Origin of the sequence: Emticicia sp. CRIBPO, from assembly GCF_009905725.1 — a bacterium.
Lineage (GTDB): Bacteria > Bacteroidota > Bacteroidia > Cytophagales > Spirosomataceae > Leadbetterella.
Genome location: NZ_JAAAKV010000001.1, coordinates 84195 through 102301 on the forward strand (window position 1 = coordinate 84195; position 18107 = coordinate 102301).

General features: G+C 43.5%; 14 protein-coding genes and 1 tRNA gene. 12 read left to right on the forward strand and 3 right to left on the reverse strand.

Annotated features, from left to right (window positions below):
* The first annotated feature begins 97 nt into the window (after positions 1-97).
* Positions 98-1498 carry a rhodanese-like domain-containing protein gene (locus GVN16_RS00385; RefSeq protein ID WP_166561852.1) on the forward strand — a complete coding sequence of 467 codons (1401 nt, stop codon included), beginning with the start codon at positions 98-100 and terminating at the stop codon, positions 1496-1498.
* Between the two features lie 126 nt (positions 1499-1624).
* Positions 1625-2635 (forward strand): AI-2E family transporter, encoded by a 1011-nt coding sequence (locus tag GVN16_RS00390; protein WP_166561853.1) that lies wholly within the window; start codon positions 1625-1627, stop codon positions 2633-2635.
* Here GVN16_RS00390 and GVN16_RS00395 read toward each other — a convergent pair.
* Genes GVN16_RS00395 through GVN16_RS00405 form a run of 3 tightly spaced genes read right to left on the reverse strand, consistent with a single transcriptional unit; the run spans position 2632 to position 5943 of the window.
* Positions 2632-4152: an FMN-binding glutamate synthase family protein gene (locus GVN16_RS00395; RefSeq protein ID WP_166561854.1), complete on the reverse strand. Its 1521-nt coding sequence runs from the start codon at positions 4150-4152 to the stop codon at positions 2632-2634. The two genes, GVN16_RS00390 and GVN16_RS00395, sit on opposite strands and share 4 nt — an antisense overlap.
* 25 nt (positions 4153-4177) lie before the next feature.
* Entirely contained in the window at positions 4178-5350 is a 1173-nt protein-coding gene (locus tag GVN16_RS00400; protein WP_166561855.1) for a glutathionylspermidine synthase family protein, read from the reverse strand.
* 2 nt (positions 5351-5352) lie between these two features.
* Positions 5353-5943 (reverse strand): hypothetical protein, encoded by a 591-nt coding sequence (locus tag GVN16_RS00405; protein ID WP_166561856.1) that lies wholly within the window; start codon positions 5941-5943, stop codon positions 5353-5355.
* 409 nt (positions 5944-6352) lie between these two features.
* Between GVN16_RS00405 and GVN16_RS00410 the strand changes: the two genes are divergently transcribed.
* The 10 genes from GVN16_RS00410 to GVN16_RS00455 all read left to right on the forward strand — a co-directional run bounded on the left by GVN16_RS00410 (position 6353) and on the right by GVN16_RS00455 (position 18053).
* On the forward strand, positions 6353-6685 hold the full coding sequence (locus GVN16_RS00410) for a hypothetical protein (protein WP_166561857.1): 333 nt from the start codon (positions 6353-6355) through the stop codon (positions 6683-6685).
* Between the two features lie 180 nt (positions 6686-6865).
* Positions 6866-9367: a YbcC family protein gene (locus GVN16_RS00415; protein ID WP_166561858.1), complete on the forward strand. Its 2502-nt coding sequence runs from the start codon at positions 6866-6868 to the stop codon at positions 9365-9367.
* Between the two features lie 9 nt (positions 9368-9376).
* Positions 9377-11245 carry a proton-conducting transporter membrane subunit gene (locus tag GVN16_RS00420; RefSeq protein WP_166561859.1) on the forward strand — a complete coding sequence of 623 codons (1869 nt, stop codon included), beginning with the start codon at positions 9377-9379 and terminating at the stop codon, positions 11243-11245.
* Positions 11246-11278: 33 nt separating this feature from the next.
* Positions 11279-12883: a SulP family inorganic anion transporter gene (locus GVN16_RS00425; RefSeq protein ID WP_166561860.1), complete on the forward strand. Its 1605-nt coding sequence runs from the start codon at positions 11279-11281 to the stop codon at positions 12881-12883.
* A gap of 165 nt (positions 12884-13048) precedes the next feature.
* Positions 13049-14341, forward strand: coding sequence for a hypothetical protein (locus GVN16_RS00430; RefSeq protein WP_166561861.1), 1293 nt, complete (start codon positions 13049-13051; stop codon positions 14339-14341).
* Between the two features lie 372 nt (positions 14342-14713).
* Positions 14714-14783: transfer RNA gene (locus tag GVN16_RS00435), tRNA-Met, on the forward strand.
* A gap of 58 nt (positions 14784-14841) precedes the next feature.
* Positions 14842-16053 (forward strand): sterol desaturase family protein, encoded by a 1212-nt coding sequence (locus GVN16_RS00440; RefSeq protein WP_166561862.1) that lies wholly within the window; start codon positions 14842-14844, stop codon positions 16051-16053.
* A gap of 23 nt (positions 16054-16076) precedes the next feature.
* Complete coding sequence (locus GVN16_RS00445) at positions 16077-16964, forward strand: DUF1684 domain-containing protein (protein WP_166561863.1); 888 nt, start codon at positions 16077-16079, stop codon at positions 16962-16964.
* Between the two features lie 209 nt (positions 16965-17173).
* A complete protein-coding gene (locus tag GVN16_RS00450) occupies positions 17174-17602 on the forward strand; it encodes an Rrf2 family transcriptional regulator (RefSeq protein WP_166561864.1) in 429 nt (142 codons plus the stop codon).
* A gap of 4 nt (positions 17603-17606) precedes the next feature.
* Positions 17607-18053: a hypothetical protein gene (locus GVN16_RS00455; protein ID WP_166561865.1), complete on the forward strand. Its 447-nt coding sequence runs from the start codon at positions 17607-17609 to the stop codon at positions 18051-18053.
* The last annotated feature ends 54 nt before the right edge of the window (positions 18054-18107 follow it).

The window sequence follows — 18107 nt, forward strand, 5'->3', positions numbered from 1 at the left end:
CATTTATTTGCCGGATTATGATCAATCTCATGATTTTAGATGAAACTAAAAGTTCTGAGGATTTGTAGTAATTTCATAAATCAAAACAAAATTGAAAATGAAAATTGAGCAAATATATACAGGATGTCTGGCCCAGGGAGCGTATTATATTGAAAGTAATGGAGAAGTAGCCATTATTGACCCTCTGAGAGAAGTAAGTCCTTACATTGAAAAAGCTCAGAAAGAAGGTGCTGTCATCAGATACGTATTTGAAACTCATTTTCATGCAGATTTTGTTTCCGGTCATATAGACCTTTCTCAGAAAACCGGGGCCCCGATTGTGTACGGCCCGAATGCTCAGACCCATTTCGAAGCCATAGTGGCTGAAGACGGGCAGATTTTTAAATTAGGAAATGTAAGTATTAAAGTGCTTCATACTCCCGGACACACCATGGAATCATCGTGCTATCTTCTGATAGACGAGTCCGGAAAAGAGAAGGCCCTGTTCAGTGGCGACACCCTGTTTATCGGTGACGTAGGCAGACCGGACCTTGCTCAGAAATCAGATCTGACCGTAGACGACCTTGCCGGATTCCTCTTTGATTCGCTGAGAGAGAAAGTCATGACGCTTCCTGACGATGTGGTGGTATATCCTGCCCATGGGGCCGGTTCTGCCTGCGGAAAGAACATGAGCAAGGAAACCTCGGACATTCTCGGTAATCAGAAAATGTTCAACTATGCCCTGCGGGCCGATATGACCAAGAAAGAGTTTATCAAAGAAGTAACTACCGGACTGGCACCCCCTCCCAAGTATTTCCCGCAGAATGTAAAAATGAACAAAGAAGGCTATGAAAGCATCGACACCGTGATGGACAGAGGTTCACAGGCCTTAAGCCCCGAAGAATTTGAAACCATTGCGAATGCTACTTTTGCCCTGATCCTGGATACAAGAAATCCCCAGGATTTTGCTCAGAAATTTATTCCGAATTCTATTAATATAGGATTGAACGGCCAGTTTGCTCCCTGGGTTGGTGCCCTGATCCCCGACCTTAAACAGGAGATTATCCTTGTAACAGAGGACGGCAAGGCCGAAGAAACCATCATCAGGCTGGCAAGAGTGGGCTACGACCATACCCTCGGTTATCTGAAAGGGGGTATTGAGGCCTGGGAAAAAGCCGGTTTTGAGACCGACAGCATTCAGTCTGTCAGCCCCGGATATCTGCATGAAAACTTCAGTACCGGAGACATCCTGGACGTCAGGAATGTAAACGAATATAACACCGAACATATAGAAGGGGTCAGGAATTTTCCGCTTGATTTTATCAACGACAACATGCAGGAACTTGACAAGGATAAGCCATACGTTTTACACTGTGCCGGAGGATACCGCTCCATGGTAGCGGCTTCTATTCTGAAGGCCAGGGGTTTTGAGGTCATGGATGTGCAGGGCGGTTACGCGGCAATCAAAAAAACGGAACTGTTTGAGGTATCCGAAACCAAGGCACACACCGGCGTTTAAGTGAATCCGGGATGAGTAAACCCCGGAGGCTGAATTTGAGAAAATTTTCCGGTGTATTTGCAGAAACCTATTGGTAATTGAATATATTAGCATCACAATAGCTAATGTCAACTAAAATCTACCACTATGATCTCAAACACAGTCATCCGCCAGATTGCACTCATTCTTATTATCGTTTTTTTCGGTTTACTATTATTTTTAAACAGTTCGACTTTTCTTCCGGCGTTCCTGGGAGCATATACCTTTTTTATATTGCTTAAAAGGCCGTATGAATATCTTACTGAAAAAAGAAAATGGAAACCCGGTCTAGCAGCATCAGTCCTTTTGCTGGTGTCTTTCCTGATCCTGTTGCTCCCTTTGTTTTTCCTTTTTCAGACCGCATTTAACTCTTATTCAGAAGGTGTCAAGCAAGCTACCCAGCTGATCAATTCGCTCAGTAACTACATCGAGATGCTCGAGAAAAAGTACAACATTGAGCTGATCGACAAAAGCACACTGAGCAAAGCTTCTTCTTTCATCACAGAAAATGTAAGACAGGTCCTGAGCAAAACCATCAATGGCGTAGCCAATATTGCGGTGATGTATTTTGTGCTCTATTTTATGCTGGTCGAGAGTGAAAAAATGGAAAAAATGTTCCTGGCGGCCCTGCCTCTCAACAGTAAAAACTCTAAAAATGTAGAAGAACAATTGAATAAACTGGTCCTTTCAAACGCTATCGGGATACCTTTAACAGCTATAGTACAGGGTATTGCAGGGCTTGTGATTTACTTTATCCTCAAAGTTGAAAACCCTTTTCTCTGGTTTGTACTGACCAGTATAGCGGCCATGATCCCGATCCTTGGGGCGGCCATAGCTTATGTCCCGCTGTCTGTTATTTTCTTTGTGCAGGATGAACCCACCAAAGGCATCATTATCCTGCTCTACGGCTTCCTTGTCATCGGCACGGTAGATAATGTCTTCAGGATCTGGCTTTTGAATAAACTCGGGCAAACACACCCTATGATCACTCTTTTCGGGGTATTGATCGGCTTAAAGATTTTTGGGGTGGTGGGTCTGATTTTCGGACCGATCCTGATCTCGCTGTTTTTGTTACTGATCAGGATTTATTCCATAGAATTCAGCAAAGCAAAAAGTTAGACGGCCATTTCGGGTTCGGGATACAATTCACTGAATGTCACCATTTTTGACGGACCGGTCCTTTTCAGGATATGCTTGCGTTTCAATTCTGATGATTTGGCAAGGCCGGCGGCAGCCAGCAGTTCAACAAAACTGTGAATGGTATTTTTGTGAAAATTAGCCACCCGTACCGACTTCTCCCCTACGTCCAGGCCCTTCATCAAGCTCTTGTCTTGCGTGGCAACACCCACAGGACAGGAGTTGGTATGGCATTCAAGGGCCTGAATACAGCCTAAAGCCATCATCATTGCCCGGGCACTGTTAACCAGGTCTGCCCCCAAAGCGAGTGTTTTGGCAATATGAAAACCGTCAAAAACTTTACCCGAGGCAATGACCCTGATGTCTTTTTTTAAGTCGAAGGCTTTGAGTGTATCACTTACGAAAGTAAGACCTTCTTCCAGAGGGAGTCCGATAGAATTGGAAAATTCCACCGGAGCCGCCCCTGTGCCTCCTTCTCCCCCGTCGACGGTAATAAAATCAGGTTTGATTCCGGTTTTCACCATGGCTTTGCAAACGTCTGTAAACTCTTCCTTATTACCGACACAGAGTTTAAACCCGACAGGCTTACCTTCAGAAAGGTCTCTGAGCTCAGCTATGAAATGCATTAGCCCTTCGGCATTGCTGAAAGCGGTATGATAAGTTGGCGAGAGTACGTCGGTAAAAGGTTTTACCCCACGTATCCTGGCGATTTCCAGGGTATTCTTTTTTGCGGGGAGTATTCCGCCGTGTCCGGGTTTTGCCCCTTGTGACAACTTAAGTTCTATCATTTTGACACTGGGCTGTGCCGCATTTATTTTAAAGGTGACAGGATTAAAGTCACCCGATTCTGTCCGGCAACCGAAATAGCCCGTTCCTATCTGCCAGATGAGATCACCGCCGTTTTGCAGGTGATAAGGGCTTAGTCCTCCCTCACCCGTGTTATGGGCAAAACCTCCGATTTTAGCTCCTTTGTTGAGCGAAAGTATGGCGTTTTCACTTAGAGAACCGAAACTCATGGCAGAAACATTCAGAATACTGGCAGAATAAGGTTGTTTACAAGCCTCCCCTCCTATCAGCACCCTCGGATCTTTATCTACTTCTTCAGCCTTTTTGGGGTACATGGAATGGGCCATGCATTCATATCCTTCGGCATACACATTCAGTCGTGTCCCGAAAGGGGTGGTATCTGTTTCATTCTTGGCTCTCTGGTAAATCAACGACCTGTTCAGCCTGTTGATGGGCGAGCCTTCCGTATCTGTTTCTACAAAATACTGCATGATCTCAGGTCTGAAGTCCTCAAGAATATATCTGAAACGGCCGATCAGCGGAAAATTATTTTTGATGGTATGTTTTTTCTGCAGTATGTCGCTTACGCCAAGTAATACCAGCGGGCCGAAAAGAAGCAGACTCCAGAGTACCGGAGTCCAGAAAAAGCTGATGATGATAACGGCTGAAATAACACTGATGGAAGTAACAATAAAGATCTCTCTTGCTCTCATATTAAATCTAAATTATGTGTACGACTTAATCTATATAATGCCCCACAAACTGGGCAGAATTATTCAAAATTTTATGGTTGTTTCTTCTGAAGCCCAATCCGCAGGCTTCATAGGCAAAAAACACCCCTGCCTGATAAAAATTCCCTCTGAAATCTTTGGCCAGGGGAGCGTATTCCTGGTAAACTTTTAGCTGATCGTCATAATCCCCGCCCTCTTCCTCTATAACGCCGCCGTTTTCATCGACGATCCTGACGTTCGCTCCCTCTCTTCCTAAAACCACTTTTTCTACGAAGGTCTTATTTCTCAGTTTTTTAAAATCCGATTCCAGGAGGTACTCATTTTTCGGATACAATTCCCAAAGATATTTTAAAATGGCTTTCGATTGAAACAACATGGTATAAGCCGGGTTCAAGACGACCGCTTTTTCGGCGGTTACTATCTTGGTTAGTATCTCTGCCAGTTCAGGTTCATCCACAGCGATATATTCCCACGGAATAAGTTTGAACCAGAAAGGATAGTTTACAGGGTCTCCGTTTTCATTATTGGCAAAAATACCGTCAGATTCTGAAAATATAACTTCTTCTATGCTTTTAAAAGACACTTCAAAACCAGCTTCATATGCTGCCTCCATTAATAACGCAACATTGTTGTTGTCTTCTGGAGCGTCAAACATCGTAGAAAATAATATAAAGGGGTCTTTGTTCCTGTTGAGGTTTTTCAGCCTTTTGAAGTTTTCCACCAGGGCGTCGTAAACAAAATTCATCTGAGCCTCTTCGTTCATGTGGTTGGCCTTGAGTTGCAGCCATTGCAACACCGCTGTTTCGGGCAATGTTGTGGGTGTATCTGCATTAAACTCCAGCAATTTAACCGGCAGGTCATCTATACCCCCGGCAAAATCAAAACGGCCGAATAAATGGAAATGATGATCATTCTCCCAGGTATACCTGATGATCTGATGTAGGTTCGCAGGAATGCCGGTGGTGCCCAGGAGATCGTTTCTGAGGATGTATTCTGCCGCATCAACCAGCATGGGATAAAGGGCGTTGCCGGCCCTGTAGAAACCATCCGCTTCTTTTTCACTGACCCTGACAAGGTCATTGGCCAGGTAGTTTTTAGCGTCTTCCGAAATATAATATTCCCAACCCAATTCATTAAAAATGCTTTTGGGAAGGTCAACGATTCTTTTTTCTCTGATCATGATTAACTGCTGAATGAACCCCTGGATGAAGACCTGAAAAATCCGCTGCGGCCACCTGACACAGGTCTGCTGACGGTCCTGGTCACTGAACTGCTCCTGAGGTCGTTGCTCACGCCCGCCACGCCGGGACGATAAAAACCATTGTATGAATTGGAGGACATATTACGGCCCATCATGTAACCCATGCCACTCCACCACAGAATACTTCCGAGGCCGCTTCCGCCGTGTCTCACGTGATTGTTATGTACGGTCGTAGAGTCTTTGTCTTTTTCGTCTACCAGCAATGACGCCTGGGCAACTCCCATGACCTCTTCTTCACCGTTTAAACGCTGTATGATAAATTTTGACTGGGCTTTATCTTCCACGACTTTCTCGTCTATAATGGAGTATTTACCCGGCTCGACTTCTTTTACGGTAGTGATAACACCTTTGGTCGGTTCGGTAACTTTGACATCCTCATACTGAACCTCTCCCGAGTCCGAACTACAGGCCAGGCTGGATGCCAGCATCGCAGACGCTGTAATGTAAAACAAGCTTTTGGGAAGGCCTCTTTTCCAGCTGCCGGAACTCAGATCAAGATATTTCTTTTTCATAATGATTTAATATTTATTCAAAATAGAGGGAGGTCAATTTTATGATTGATTTTGTTTTTAAAATCCATTTCCAGAGATAACATGTTTTAAACAGGGAACGTTTACCAAAACGGTTAATTATTATGAATGCGGCAATTAATCATTATCAACGGTCTGAATTGATTTCGGATACCGCCGTAATTACCTGTTTTAAAAATTAAAGAAAAATAAAAGCAAGATAAAATTATTTATTTTTTCTTAATATTTTAAAGGCAAAATCATAATTTTACCACTATCAACTGCCCATTTCTTCGATATTTCAAGGATAAAGTATAAAAATTTTAATATTGAAGATAAAATTTAAAGATTATATTTTGGTTAATTTAAAATTAAAACTAACATTGTCCAAAAAAACCATAAAATTGTGGATTTGAAAAGCAAAATTTTAAAAGTCGTCATTCTGCTGATTTTCAGTGTGAGCAGGATTTACGCTTTTGATAACCTGCAGACGATCTACACGCTGGCGAATTCTGATGAGTGTGCCGTTAAGGAAAACAAAGACTCAGACAAGCCGGTCCTTTCGGATTTACTCAAGCAGGAACAGAGCGAAGAAGATGCTCATTTTGACCTGCCCTTCACAGAAGATTTAGTCCTTGATTTTACTTTCAGACATATCCTTCCGGATTCGGTTGCCACTATTCACAGAGCCAACCCATTTATTCTCACCCGTCTTTTTATTTTCTTTGACAATCTCAGGATATGAGATCTCCATTTTAAGCCTTTTTATTCCCCTTATTTTATTGACTGAGGTTAATGCCGTTTGTTTGGTCATTATCTGACATTGCTCTATCCGTCCGGATCTTAAGAGCAGAGAGTTTTTCGGGAAAAGGCGTGTATTGGTTAAAAAATCACCCCGGTTTAATCATTTATACCTAAGTTTAAAATGAAAACTCATCATTCATCATTCAATGAAAAAGAGTTATTGCATGAACTGAAACACTTTTTACCGGCACAAGCCCCGCTAAAAGATTTTATTCATCATAATTCGCTGCATGCATTTCAGCATCTTAAATTCTATGATGCTATCAGAAATGCTTCTCAGATTTTCGGTTACAAAGTCTCTCTTTCTTTAAGAGAATACAGAGACATGTACAAAAAGAACCAGATCAATTCCATCATCCTTGAGAAGGTGATTGCCCGTCGTAAAGGGTCTCAGCACATCTCTTCCTGGATGGAAAAAATGATCAACAGGTCCTACAATACTTCCATCACCCCGAGAATCGGATCGATCAGGTCCAACTGGAAGAAGGAATATTATATTGACATGGATCTACTGATCCACCCTATTTTATTCAGAATTCTTTGCAGCTACCTTGACCAGGGCATTTCCATCTGGGGATTTCCGGTGATGCACAAGGGATTCCTAGCCTCGCTCCGTGAAATTGAAAAAAACAGTTACATGAGTTTTTTCAAGACAAGCCGGGCCAAACAGTTTCTGCTTCAGCCTAATGTCAGAATGACGGACCTGCTGAAGCTGGTGGTAGGCGATGAGGCTTTGTACAATCAATATCTTTTTGATCAGCAGTTTGCTCACCAGGGATGGTCAGGAATGGTTTCGGTGGTTGAGGATGCTCCTCAGACACTGTCAGACCACAGAAAAATTTCTTTACATGATCTGATCATTTTTGAGCTTCTTCTTGAAATTGACGCCCTTGATCAGAAATTCGGACCTAACTGGGCTCCGTTGAGCAACAGACTGAACCTAAAATCCATTAATATTTTCGGAGAAGTACCTTCGACAGATTTGTCTGAAGTGATTTCACTCTGGCAGGATGCTTTTGAATGGACTTATTATGACCAGGTGCTGGGCGGTATCCAGATTGAAAAGGAGGCGGCTCCTGTTCAGGATCATAAGAGTTTCCAGGCGATGTTCTGTATCGATGACCGCGAATGTTCCATCAGACGTTACCTGGAGAAAACAGATAAGAATTGTGAAACTTTCGGCACACCGGGTTTCTTTGGTGTGGAGTTTTACTACAAACCTGAGCATGCCAATTCTTTCACAAAACAATGCCCGGCCCCGGTTACCCCGAAATTCCTGATCAAGGAAATCGGCACCCGGTCTAAAAACAAGAAAGATGTGCACTTCACCAAGCAGACCCATTCGCTGGTCAGAGGCTGGCTGATGTCACAGACCCTTGGTTTCTGGTCAGCTTTCAAACTCGTTTCGAATATTTTCAGACCAACCATGTCCGCGGCGGCGGTGTCATCTTTCCGTCACATGGACAAATATTCCAAGCTGACCATTGAGCACAAACCGAACCAGTCGCATCACCACGAACACGATCTCCAGGTTGGTTACACCGTTGATGAAATGGTTACGCGTGTGGAAGGCCTGCTCAAAAGTATTGGCCTGGTCAACCAGTTTGCTCCTATCGTATATGTGGTGGGGCATGGAGCCAGCAGCGTTAACAATACCCATTATGCCGGTTATGATTGCGGGGCCTGTTCAGGCAGACCGGGCTCTGTAAATGCAAGGGTGGTGAGCTTTATGGCCAATCACCCGCAGGTAAGGGAAATTCTGAGAGAAAGAGGCATTGATATTCCTGATACAACCCAGTTTGTAGGGGCATTGCATGATACTACAAGAGATGAAATCGCCTTCTACGACGAGGACATCCTGTCAAAAGAAAATACAGAAAGACATAAAACAAACGATAAAATCTTCGAAAAAGCCCTTGATTATAATGCCAAGGAGCGTTCAAGGAGATTTGAATCGGTAGACTCAAGCCTCAGTCCCGAGAAAGTCCATGAAAAGATCAGAGAAAGATCTGTCTCTCTTTTTGAGCCAAGGCCGGAGCTGAACCATGCTACCAATTCGCTTTGTATCGTAGGCAGAAGGTCTCTGTCAAAAGACCTGTTCCTGGACCGCAGGGCATTCATGAATTCTTACGACTATGAGATTGACCCTGAAGGAAAATACCTGTTTAATATCCTGAAAGCCGCCGCCCCGGTTTGTGGTGGTATCAACCTCGAATATTATTTCTCAAGGGTTGATAATCAAAAGCTTGGAGCAGGGACCAAACTACCTCACAATGTGATGGGCTTATTTGGCGTGGCCAACGGTAACGACGGTGACCTTAGGCCCGGGCTGCCTTATCAGATGGTCGAAGTGCATGATCCGATCAGGATGCTTTTTATAGTTGAACACTTACCGGAAGTAGTATTGGAAACCATACAGAAATTACCTGAAATGTATGAGTGGTTTATCAATGAATGGGTGAATTTAGTGGTTGTGCATCCTAAAACCCATAAGTTATTCTTTTTTAAGGACGGAAAATTCGAGGTATACAGTCCTGTAAAACAAGACATTGAGGCCATCGAAGATCTGTTCCTGATCTTTGAATCACACCAGGAAAATCTACCGGTCAGTTTAGTAAACTAATTGTTACTTATGAATTCTATCCTTCAAATATTTGTTTTTATTCCTATAGCCGGCTTTTTTATCAGCCTGCTTATTCCCGGCAAAAAGGAAGGAATTCTCTCCTGGGTGGCTTTCTTTACCGTTGGTCTTCATATGGTTAGTTTCCTGGTCTTTCTGGTCTATTGGCTGACTCATGGAAGGGTCTCCCTTAACCTGAAAGAAATTGTCCTGTTTCAATCCAAAGACTATGTTTTCCTGGTTGATTTCTATTTTGATAAAATTACGGCTGTTTACCTGCTGGTAGGGTCTTTCCTTACTTTCCTGGTGACGATCTACAGCAGGTATTATTTACACCGGGAAACAGGTTACAAGCGTTTTTTCAATACCATTCTGTTCTTCTATACGGGATACAACCTGACTATTTTTTCAGGCAATTTTGAAACCCTTTTTATCGGCTGGGAAATGCTGGGTATCTCCTCATTCCTGCTGATCGCTTTTTACCGCGACAGGTATCTTCCTGTCAAAAATGCGATCAAGGTGTTTTCAGTATACAGAATCGGTGATGTGGGGCTGATCCTCGCGATCTGGGCCAGCCACCACCTGTGGCACGAAAACATTACTTTTCTGAAGCTGAGTAATTACACCCTGGTTCATGACCACCTTTTAAGTCACACCTTTATCGGTGCGTTTATTTCACTGATGATCCTTGTAGCAGCTGCCGCAAAATCGGCTCAGCTTCCTTTCTCGTCGTGGTTGCCGCGGGCTATGGAAGGGCCGACGCCTTCAAGTGCCATTTTTTATGGTTCCTTGTCTGTTCATATCGGTGTATTCCTTTTGCTAAGGACACACCCTTTCTGGGACCAGCAGATTTCAGTCAGGATTCTGATCGGGATTCTCGGCCTGACAACGAGTATTATTGCCTCGCTGATTGCCAGGGTCCAGTCTTCAGTAAAGAGTCAGATCGCTTATGCCTCTATTGCCCAGATAGGCCTGATTTTTATTGAAGTAGCGGCCGGGTTTGAAAACCTCGCTTTGCTTCACTTTGCAGGCAATGCCTTTTTAAGAACTTACCAGCTATTGGTTTCTCCTTCCATTGTGAGTTACATGATCAGGGAGCAGTTTTATAATTTTGTTCCCCGTCAACATACGATCGAAGACTCATGGCCGAAGAAAATCGAATACTCGGTCTACCTGCTGAGTCTCAAAGAATGGAATCTTGACCTCGTGATGGACTACCTGGTTTGGAAACCGTTGAAACAAACCGGAAGAAAACTCGATTTCCTGACCCTTCCGATCCTGTTTGCGATGTTCATCCCGATGTATCTGATCGGCTTGTTCAGTTATTTTTACCAGGATCAGCTTCCAACGCAGATCCATGCCTACCTGCCACCTTTTTTCGCCTTTATCGGGCTGATCATGGTGCTTAAGTCATTCTCAGAACGTAAAAACCCAGTGATGAGCTGGTTTCTGATCATTATGAATCATTTCTGGACTGTACTGTCGATCTCTTTCAATGATCATTTCAGCAACTACGAAATCGCCTTTTACCTGAGCGGCATTATCGTCAGCGGTACGCTGGGGTATGTATGCCTGATGAGGCTCAAGTCAAGAGAAGATGTGATTGATCTCAACGGATTTCACGGACACTCTTTTGAGTATCCGAGACTGGCCCTGGTCTTTCTGATTGCCTGTCTGGGGCTTACGGGATTCCCGATCACCCCTACATTCATCGGAGAGGACCTGATCTTCAGCCACATCCACGATGATCAGTTTATCCTGGTATTCTTAATTTCATCGGGGTTTATACTGAGTGGTATATCTATTATGAGGGTATATGCGAGAGTCTTTCTTGGACCCCATATCAAGACCTACCACGAATTACCTTACAAATCATCCTAAATATTTCTCAAAATATTAAAAATATAATTTAAAATGGAAAGTACTGTTAAAAAAACCATTCCTAAAGACGGCCTTGCAGGCTTAAAAGAAAACTGGTCTACCGACATAGTTTCAGGATTTACTATCTTTTTACTCGCTTTACCCCTCAGTTTAGGTATCGCCAAAGCCTCGGACTTCCCTCCGATCATGGGATTGGTGACCGCGATCATCGGCGGGGTCGTTGTGAGTCTCTTTTCAGGGTCCAGATTGACCATAAAAGGACCTGCAGCGGGTTTGATCGTGATTGTGGCAGGTGCGGTAAGTGAATTTGGTGGTGGAGAAACAGGCTGGCACCTGGCTCTGGGAGCTATGGTGGTGGCCGGTTTGATCCAGATCCTATTCGGGGTATTGAAACTTGGTAAACTGGCGGATTTCTTCCCACTTTCCGCCATTCACGGCATGTTGGCAGCCATTGGGCTGATCATCATTGCCAAACAAATCCCGGTGCTGCTTGATGTAGATCCGGCCATGACCAAAGGCAAAGGCCCGCTGGCCCTGATCGGGGCCATTCCCCAGTTTATCGCTCACCTGGACCCGAGGGCTACGATCATCGGTGTGGTGAGTTTGGCGGTGATGCTGGGCTGGCCGTTTATCAAGAACCAGTTTATCAAGAAAATACCTGCTCCGCTTGTGGTTTTACTGATTGCGATCCCTGCTGAATTGTACATGGATTTTCAACATACTGAGCCTGCCTATGCCCTGGTTCACATCGGCAACCTGATGGATAGCATCAAATGGAATGTCGATTTCAGTGGTTTTTCACAAACCGGTGTATTCATTAAATATGTGGTTATGTTTGCTTTGGTTGGTACGCTGGAGTCACTTCTTACAGTGAAAGCGATTGACATGCTTGACCCGTACAGACGTAAATCCGATACGAATAAAGACCTTATTGCTATTGGCATCGGTAATACGCTGGCGGCCCTTCTGGGTGGTCTGCCGATGATCTCAGAAGTAGCCCGTAGTTCATCCAATGTGAACAACGGTGCCAAGACCCGTTGGGCCAACTTTTTCCATGGTGCCTTCATCCTGGTGTTTGTATTGCTGGCTTCTCACCTGATTGAGCTGATCCCGAACACGGCCTTGGCTGCGATGCTGATCACGGTGGGTATTAAACTGACGCACCCGAGAGAATTTGTTCAGACTTTCAAAATCGGTAAGGAACAATTGCTGATTTTCTTAACCACGATATTCTTTACTTTATTTGAAGACCTTCTGGTGGGTATTTTTGCCGGTATGATCCTTAAAATGATCATTCACCTGATCAACGGAACGCCTATTTCATCGTTCTTCAAGGCTCCGACTGTGGTTTCATTTACAGACGACAAATACCTTGTTGAGATTGACAAATCTGCTGTATTTACCAATTACCTGGGAATTAAACGTAAACTTGATGCTATTCCTCCGGGATTTGATGTCACTATTGACCTTAAAAACACAAAGCTGGTAGATCACTCAGTGATGGAAAACCTGCACCATTTTGAACATGATTATGTAGAAAGAGGTGGAAAAGTAAGCATCATAGGGCTGGATGACCACAAGCCGGTTTCGGGTCACAAACTGTCTGCAAGAAAAAAAGCGAAGGTAGCCTTAGGGTAATATAAGGGGTTGAACATGGTCAGTTATTTGTTAAAATTCGCCGCTGGATTTTGATTCTTAATTGGCCTGTTCTAATTTTATCATTCTTTTTTACAATATTATTCATTTGAACAGGCCTCTCCGGGCCTCCAGAAACAACATTTTATTATGAAATTTTTTAAAATAATGATAGCCTTCACAGGGCTGTTAGCTACTTTGTTGCCTTCCGTTTCTCAAGCTCAGACCCTTAAAGACGGCAAAGTATACCTGAATGAAGACGGTTCTCATTTTGTAAAATTCACACTGGTTTCGCAGATCTGGTTAAGGACACAGGACTATAACCCCGGCACCACGATCTTCGGTTACAGCAAAAACAGCGGTACCGATATCGGTATCAGGAGGTTCAGAATGCAGCTTTTCGGTCAGCTGACCGACAGGGTATTTATTTACAGCCAGATCGGTGAAAACAACTTCAATAATCTTTCAGACAGGAAGTTAGGCTTATTTGTTCATGATGCACTCGGAGAATATGCCGTTGTAAAAAAACACCTTTCGCTGGGTGGCGGATTATCGGCCTGGAGCGGTTTGTCGAGGTTTGCATCCCCTTCCGTGGGTTCGATTATGGGTGTTGATGCACCTTTGTTTCAGCAGTCGACCAATGATGTGACGGACCAGTTTTTAAGGAAATTGTCGGTATATGCCAAAGGTAAACTGGGCAAGTTTGACTACCGCCTGGTGATGGCACAACCGATGGCTTTTCAGAAGGGAACAGGTTACTCTGCGACCCTCAGCCCTACCGCCAATTTCTCTTCCCTGCCTCCCAAAATGCAGTGGAACGGCTATTTCCAATACCAGTTTAAAGACCAGGAATCAAACCAGACGCCTTATATGACGGGTACATACCTGGGTAAAAAGAAAGTATTCAATGTAGGGGTAGGTTTTGTTTACCAGCCGGACGCGATGTGGAAACTGGGTGCCAATATGAAAGACACCGTACAGACCAACATGCTTCAGCTGGCAGCAGACGTGTATTATGACGCCCCTGTAGGTACAAAAGGACAGGCTGTGAGCCTTTACGGCAGTGTAACGCACTTTGACTTCGGCACTAATTACATCCGTAACCTGGGTGTCATGAACCCGGCAAACGGGACAAATGACAAAAATATTCTGAATGGTGGTGGCAACGGTTTCCCGGCGTATGGAACGGGTAATGTGCTGTATGCCCAGGCGGGATACAAGCTGAGTGATAACCTGATCGGCAAAACAACGCTGATGCCTTATGCGGCTATACAGCATGCCAATTATGAGAAGCTGAACACCCCGATGAACTTTATTGATCTGGGAGTAAGCTGGCTGCTCAGTGGGCACACCTCAAAGCTGACGGCGTCGTATCAGAACCGTCCGGTATACCTGAACAATGGTGATTTATCAGAAAGAAAAGGAGCACTTGTGGTTCAATATCAGGCATTTTTTAATTAACGTACTATTGACAATTTTAAAAAGCACGGATTTTATCTGTGCTTTTTTTGTGCCCTTTCAAAGCTTCCGCCTTCTTCCCTTCCCGACGAGTATTTCACTCCCTGTTTCACTTCACGGTCATAAATTTGACATTATCAGGATTCTATATAAATTTTACAATAATTTTATATTTTATTAGTCTATAAAATTGGTAGACTTAATAGTCTATATTAATCTTGCATTATCATAATCAACAAAGAAAAAACAGGTATTCATTTCCGGAAATTAAACAGGGAATTTGTTCGGTTCCGGAAAGAACAATAAGCTAAATTTTAACCCCTGAACTATAATTCTCCCGGTTTGCTGTGATGCGTTGCAGCAAACCTGATTTCCGGCCGTGTGCCTTAATGGAAGGCATAAGTCTCATAAGCTTAGTCAGATGGTTCGAATCCATTCACGGCCTCAACTTCAGGAACCCCGGTTTCTGAACAACCCGGAAAACAAAATTTTATAACATCAACATGGAATTAAATTACTTTGCCCTGGCTGTCCCGTTTTTTCTTTTCTTTATCGGATTGGAATATTACGTGGCACAAAAAAACAAGAAGCCTTATTTTAAGTTCGACAGTTCAATCGCCAACATCAATGTGGGGATTGTGGAGAGGGTGACCGATCTTTTTACCGTTGGCTTGTTTTATTATTTTTACGATTATCTGCATCAGCATTTTGCCATTTTTGATATCAAGCCCGGTGTGCTGATGTGGGTGGCACTGGTTTTCGGAACGGACCTGCTCTGGTATTGGTACCACAGGTTCGGACATAAAATAAACCTGTTCTGGGGTTTTCATGTGGTGCACCACCAGAGTGAAGAATTTAATTATACGGCCGGTACAAGGATAACCATTTTTCAGGCGGTGGTCAGAACGCTTTTCTGGTCGATACTTCCGATTATCGGGTTTCCGGCTCACATGATTTCCGTGATCCTGATCATCCATGGCCTGTATCCGTTTTTTACGCATACCCAGCTGATCGGCAAACTCGGATTCCTGGAGTATTTCCTGGTGACGCCGTCACACCACAGGGTACACCATGCCAGCAATGAGCAGTACCTGGATAAGAATTTTGGCGATATGTTCATCATCTGGGACAAGCTCTTCGGGACGTTTGAGGAAGAAAAAGAACAGCCGGTATACGGTCTGACCAAGCAACTTGGCAGTTATAGTTTTTTATGGCAGCATTTTCATTTCCTGGTAGAGATCTGGTATGCCGCCAAGGCAGAAAAAGGGCTTTGGAATAAGCTGAAAGTGATTTTCGGAAGTCCGGAAGATTTTAACCCGGAAGTAAGGGCACAGGCTGAGAAGAGATTCCTGGCCAAAGACAAAGCCCCTGCGGGCTCGAAGAGATTCAGAAATTATGTTTTGATTCAAATCAGCTTTACCCTGATATTTCTTTTTGTCATGTTGCTGTTTGAAAGTCATTTGAGCACATTTTTACAGGTTTCAGCGTCATTATTCATTATTATTACCGTGATCAACTGCGGGGCCATACTGGAACAAAGAAAGTGGGTGTTCTTCCTGGAATTTGCCAGGATCAGCCTGGTACTGATCACCGGGTTTTATTATTATCCGAATATTAAACTGATAATAGTACTTTATGTAATGATCGTGGCTTTGATCTCTTATTATTCAATCATCAAGAAACAATACCTGAACCTGGTCTATGGGAAAATATAGCCACAGGTTAAATCAATAAACCAATGAAAACTTTAAAAATTACCACCCTCACCACCTTTCTTCTGACGGCCCTTGCTTTCAGCGGTTTCAGAAGACCGGCGGATGATTATGAGGAAGAGATAAAAACTTTTCATCAGAAAAGGATTGAGGGCCTGAAAAAAGAAAACGGCTGGCTTAACCTGGCAGGTTTGTTCTGGCTGGAAGCAGGCGAAAACACTTTCGGGTCTGACCCTTCCAATGAGCTTGTTTTTCCCAAGGGTAAAAGCGATGACTTTTTAGGCAAAGTGATCCTCAAAAATGATGAGGTGGTATTTGAAAGTCAGGCGGAGCAAAAGGTTTCGGATGAAAAGGGTTTACCGGTAAGTCAACTGAAAGTTTTTCCTTCTGAAAAACCGGTGGTGTTAAAACACAAAAGCCTTCAATGGACCATTATCAAAAGAGGCGACAAATACGGCGTAAGACTACGTGACCTGGAGAGTGAAGAATTGAAGAATTTCAAGGATATCGACACTTACCCTGTAGACCGCAAGTGGAAAGTGAAAGCCACCTTTGTTCCTTCAAACGGCAGACAAATCCCTATTCTTGATGTTCTGGGACAGACTTCGCTACAGGATTCTCCTGGGCGGCTGGTGTTTACGATCAAGGGGAAATCTTACAACCTGGACGCTGTCGGGACAACGGATGAACTTTTCATTATTTTCGGAGACAAGACGAATAAAAAAGAAACTTACGGAGCAGGCAGGTTCCTGTATTCTGCAGTCGAATCAGACGGAAGTGTTTATTTAGATTTTAATAAAGCGATTAACCCGCCGTGTGCATTTACTCCTTTTGCTACCTGTCCTTTACCACCAAAGCAGAACTTACTTGAGGTGAGCATTAATGCCGGCGAAAAAAACTATAGTTACCATTAACGCCCTGTAAAAGACGATTTACTGACCTGGAAATTGACGTGACTTTGTTTACGGCAGGGATTCTTTGAATCCATTCAAAGGAAACTGAAAATATATCTTATTGAAATTCAATAGATTAAAGAAATTAAAGATAAAATTTTGTTGTACTCCTGGTTTAGTCTGGCCTGGTTTATCATTAACCAGGTCAGATATTTTAAACGATTAAAACTATGATTTCAAAAAAAGCTAAATATGCACTAAAGGCCCTGAAAGTACTTGCCGAAAGGCACGGACAGGCAGAATCATCGACGGTCTCAGAAATTGCGATTCTCGAAAATATTCCAAGGAAATTCCTGGAGGCCATTTTACTGGAGTTAAGAAACAACAGCCTTTTGACGAGTCATAAAGGCAAGAACGGAGGATATTCGTTAAAAGTTGATCCGGATAAAATTACCCTGGCAAGGGTACTAAGAATCATCGACGGGCCTATTGCTCCCACCCTTTGTGTGTCGATTTATTATTACGACAAATGTGAAGATTGCCCGGACGAAGAAACCTGTCCGATCAGGCCTGTGATGCTGAAAGTCAGGGATGCCAACCTGCATGTGTATGAAAAAACTACCCTGCTGGATTTTATTCAGAACAAGAAAACAGATTAAAAATATGACCAGGTATATTTTTCTTGCTTTCGCCGTCGTCTTATTAGCCGGCCATGATGGATTTTCCCAACAGAAAACCAAGCTGATTACCTGGAAGTATACCATAGCTTCTGAGGTCGTGAACAGTGAGTCGATTGTCGACATCGTTTTTACGGCCAAAATAAGCCCGGGATGGAAATTATACGGAGCAGGTTTCAAAAGCACCGACAATGGTCCCAGACAAATCGGTTTCCTGTCTTCTGAAAACGGGTCGTTTGAACTGGTAAAATACCCTGCCCCTGTAAACCAGCTCTGGAAAGAAGGCATAAGTTATTTTTCAGAAAAAGCTGAATTCAAAGCTAAAATCCGGATTCTTGAACCCACTGCAGACATCTGCGGGATCATCCGCGGAAGGCTTTTTAATGAAAAGGGAGAGATTGTAGATTTTGAGAATAAATTTCAATTTTATTAAACAGCACTTCATCAACCAACCCAAAGCAGGAATGTCCGCTTGCCATGGCGGCAT

Excerpts from the sequence above, each read along its gene's own strand:
- GVN16_RS00430 (WP_166561861.1), top strand. The coding sequence starts at position 13,049 with ATGATAGCCTTCACAGGGCTGTTAGCTACTTTGTTGCCTTCCGTTTCT.
- GVN16_RS00395 (WP_166561854.1), bottom strand. The coding sequence starts at position 4,152 with ATGAGAGCAAGAGAGATCTTTATTGTTACTTCCATCAGTGTTATTTCA.
- GVN16_RS00385 (WP_166561852.1), top strand. The coding sequence starts at position 98 with ATGAAAATTGAGCAAATATATACAGGATGTCTGGCCCAGGGAGCGTAT.
- GVN16_RS00425 (WP_166561860.1), top strand. The coding sequence starts at position 11,279 with ATGGAAAGTACTGTTAAAAAAACCATTCCTAAAGACGGCCTTGCAGGC.
- GVN16_RS00390 (WP_166561853.1), top strand. The coding sequence starts at position 1,625 with ATGATCTCAAACACAGTCATCCGCCAGATTGCACTCATTCTTATTATC.
- GVN16_RS00400 (WP_166561855.1), bottom strand. The coding sequence starts at position 5,350 with ATGATCAGAGAAAAAAGAATCGTTGACCTTCCCAAAAGCATTTTTAAT.
- GVN16_RS00455 (WP_166561865.1), top strand. The coding sequence starts at position 17,607 with ATGACCAGGTATATTTTTCTTGCTTTCGCCGTCGTCTTATTAGCCGGC.
- GVN16_RS00415 (WP_166561858.1), top strand. The coding sequence starts at position 6,866 with ATGAAAACTCATCATTCATCATTCAATGAAAAAGAGTTATTGCATGAA.
- GVN16_RS00450 (WP_166561864.1), top strand. The coding sequence starts at position 17,174 with ATGATTTCAAAAAAAGCTAAATATGCACTAAAGGCCCTGAAAGTACTT.
- GVN16_RS00445 (WP_166561863.1), top strand. The coding sequence starts at position 16,077 with ATGAAAACTTTAAAAATTACCACCCTCACCACCTTTCTTCTGACGGCC.
- GVN16_RS00420 (WP_166561859.1), top strand. The coding sequence starts at position 9,377 with ATGAATTCTATCCTTCAAATATTTGTTTTTATTCCTATAGCCGGCTTT.
- GVN16_RS00405 (WP_166561856.1), bottom strand. The coding sequence starts at position 5,943 with ATGAAAAAGAAATATCTTGATCTGAGTTCCGGCAGCTGGAAAAGAGGC.
- GVN16_RS00440 (WP_166561862.1), top strand. The coding sequence starts at position 14,842 with ATGGAATTAAATTACTTTGCCCTGGCTGTCCCGTTTTTTCTTTTCTTT.